The organism is Saccharomonospora iraqiensis subsp. paurometabolica YIM 90007 (assembly GCF_000231035.2).
GTDB lineage: Bacteria > Actinomycetota > Actinomycetes > Mycobacteriales > Pseudonocardiaceae > Saccharomonospora > Saccharomonospora paurometabolica.
Genome location: NZ_KI912250.1, coordinates 148,993 through 151,920, shown reverse-complemented (window position 1 = coordinate 151,920; position 2,928 = coordinate 148,993). Strand labels below are relative to the sequence as shown.

General features: G+C 71.9%; 2 protein-coding genes and 1 pseudogene. 1 reads left to right on the top strand and 2 read right to left on the bottom strand.

Annotation, left to right across the window (positions count from 1 at the left end):
* Positions 1–12 precede the first annotated feature (12 nt).
* A complete protein-coding gene (locus tag SACPADRAFT_RS0216795) occupies positions 13–1,068 on the bottom strand; it encodes a tryptophan--tRNA ligase (RefSeq protein ID WP_007027103.1) in 1,056 nt (351 codons plus the stop codon).
* Positions 1,069–1,148: 80 nt separating this feature from the next.
* On the opposite strand from SACPADRAFT_RS0216795, the gene SACPADRAFT_RS0216790 reads away from it, so the two are divergent.
* The gene (locus SACPADRAFT_RS0216790) at positions 1,149–2,621 is read left to right on the top strand and encodes an aminotransferase class I/II-fold pyridoxal phosphate-dependent enzyme (protein WP_007027104.1); all 1,473 of its coding nucleotides are present in this window, start codon (positions 1,149–1,151) and stop codon (positions 2,619–2,621) included.
* Between the two features lie 21 nt (positions 2,622–2,642).
* Here SACPADRAFT_RS0216790 and SACPADRAFT_RS0216785 read toward each other — a convergent pair.
* Positions 2,643–2,928: pseudogene (locus SACPADRAFT_RS0216785) on the bottom strand (hypothetical protein); the annotation flags it as partial.

Below are 2,928 nucleotides of genomic sequence, written 5' to 3'. Positions count from 1 at the left end.
ACGCCCGCGGCGTCAGCTGATGCCGACCGCCCGGCGGGCCGCGGAGAGCACCCGGCCCGCCCGCGCACGGGCACGCTCGGCGCCACGGGCGAGGGCGTCGTCCAGTTCGCTGCCGGGCTCCATGAGGGCGTCGTAGCGCTCGCGCATCGGGGCGAGTTCGGTGTTGAGCACCTCGAACAGCACGTTCTTCACCTCACCCCAGCCCATGCCGCCCGCTTCGAGGCGCTTGCGGGTGTCGGCGACGACGTCGGCCGCCGACGCGGGCGCGACCTGCTCCAGGATCTGGAACACCGCCGCGCCGTCCGGGTCCTTCGGGTCCTCCACCGGGGTGCTGTCGGTGGGGATGCGGCGCACCAGCTTTTTGAGCTTGTTCTCCGGTAGGAACAGCGGGATCGTGTTGTCGTAGGACTTGCTCATCTTCCGGCCGTCCAGGCCCGGCAGCGTCTCCGCGGGCCCCTCCGGCACGATCGCCCGCGGGATCTTGAACGTGTAGTGGTCGCCGTAGAGGTGGTTGAAGCTGCCCGCGATGTCGGCGGCGTACTCGACGTGCTGCACCTGGTCCTTGCCCACCGGCACCACGTCGGTCTCCATGATCAGGATGTCCACCGCCATGAGCACCGGGTAGTTGTACAGTCCCATGTTGATGCCCGCGTCCGGTTCCTCGCCCGCCTCGACGTTCCGGTCGCGTGCGGCCTTGTAGGCGTGCGCGCGGTTCATCAGGCCCTTCCCGGTGACGCAGGACATGATCCAGGTCAGCTCGAAGGTCTCCGGTACATCGGACTGCAGGTAGAACGTCGTGCGCTCCGGGTCGAGTCCGGCGGCCATCCAGGTGGCGGCGACCGACCGCGTGTAGTGGCGCTTCAGCTCGGGGTCCCGGATGCTGGTGAGCGCGTGGTAGTCGGCGATGAAGTACATCGAGTCGTACTCCTCGGCCAACCGCAGCGCGGGCCGGATCGCACCGAGAAGATTGCCCAGATGGGGCTCCCCGGACGGTTTGATGCCGGTCAGGGACACCCTCCCGGTGGACCCGGGGGAGACGCTGCCGGTGGACTCGGAGGGCGCGGACATGGGCGCCATTCTAGCGACCGCGCTGCCGCCCCCCGTCCGCCCGTCGACCGCCCGTTTAGCCTGGCCGGGTGAGCGAGCACATGACTCCCGAGGAGTTCCGGCGGTACGGCAGGCAGGTCGTCGACCGGATCGCGGACTACCTCCACTCGATCGAGTCCTACCCCGTGCGCTCCCCGGCACGGCCGGGTGAAGTCCGGGCGGCGCTGCCCGAGCACCCTCCGGAGGAGGGGGAACCGTTCGAGAACGTGCTCGCCGACCTCGACCGGGTGGTGCTGCCGGGGCTGACGCACTGGCAGCACCCGAGCTTCTTCGCCTACTTCCCGGCCAACACCAGCGGGCCCGCGATCCTCGGGGACCTGCTCTCCTCGGGGCTCGGGGTGCAGGGGATGGTGTGGGCGACCAGCCCGGCCTGCACCGAGCTGGAGACCGTGGTCGTGGACTGGCTCGCCGAACTGCTCGGGCTGCCGTCGTCGTTCCGCACGGACGCCGCGGGCGGTGGAGTGATCGAGGATTCCGCCTCCAGCGCGAGCCTGGTGGCCCTGCTGGCCGCGCTGCACGGCGCCGGGGGCGGGGCGCCCCGCGCACCGGGTACGGCGGATGCGGGGCGGTACACGCTGTACGTGTCGTCACAGACCCACTCGTCGCTGGAGAAGGCGGCCCGGATCGCGGGCCTCGCCCCCGACGACGTCCGGTTCGTCGACGTCGACCCGGCCACCCTGGCGATGGACCCCGCGCACCTCGACGCGCTGCTGACCGCGGACGTCGCGGCGGGCGCACGACCGGCGATGGTCTGTGCCACGATCGGGACCACCTCCACGACCGCGATCGACCCGGTGCGGCGGATCGGCGAGGTGTGCCGGGCACACGGCGTGTGGCTGCACGTCGACGCCGCCTACGCGGGGGTGGCGGCGGTGTGTCCGGAGCTGCGCGGGATCAACGACGGTGTCGCCGGGTACGCCGATTCCTACGTGACCGACCCGCACAAGTGGCTGCTGACCAACTTCGACTGCTCGGTGCTCTGGACGGCGGACCGGACACCGATGATCGAGGCGCTGTCGATCCTGCCGGAGTACCTGCGCAACGCCGCGACGAGTTCGGGGGAAGTGATCGACTACCGGGACTGGCAGATCCCGCTCGGCCGCCGGTTCCGTGCGCTGAAACTGTGGTCGGTGATCCGCTGGTACGGCGCGGAAGGGTTGCGTGCCCACATCCGGCGCGGCATCGGACTCGCCGACGAGCTCGCCGCGCTCGTGGCGGCCGACCCCCGCTTCGAGGTGGTCACGCCGCACCCGTTCGGTCTGGTGTGCATCCGTCCGGTGTGGAGCGACGAGGCCGATCGTCCGCTCCCGGCCGGGCGGGCGAACGAGGCCACGACGGCCCTGCTGGAGCGGCTCAACGCCTCCGGCGAGCTCTACCTCAGCCACACCCGGGTCGGCGAGGACGTGGTGCTGCGCATGGCCATCGGCGCCCCGGCCACCGAACGTGTCCACGTGCTGGCGGCCTGGGACCACGTCACGGCCGAGTACGACCGGCTCGCGGCCGAGGGGGCGTGACGGGGGCTCCCCGGCCCCGGCTCAGAGGGCGTGCGGCCAGACGGTGAGCGCGTAGGCGGACAGCCACGACCCGAGCGCGACCCACGCGGCCACGACCGTGACGAGGGTGCCGGGGTGCCGGTCGGCGAGGTCGAGTGCCACCGGGAGCAGCAGGGCGGGTGCGGCCATCAGCAGCACCCGGGGGTTGATGAACGGCAGTCCGCTGCTGCCGACCGTCAGGGCGACGATGCCCACGCCGTACGCGGCGACGGGCCACGGCAGCCGCCGCACCGCGGACACGCCCGGCCGGTGGGGTCCCGGCGCGGGA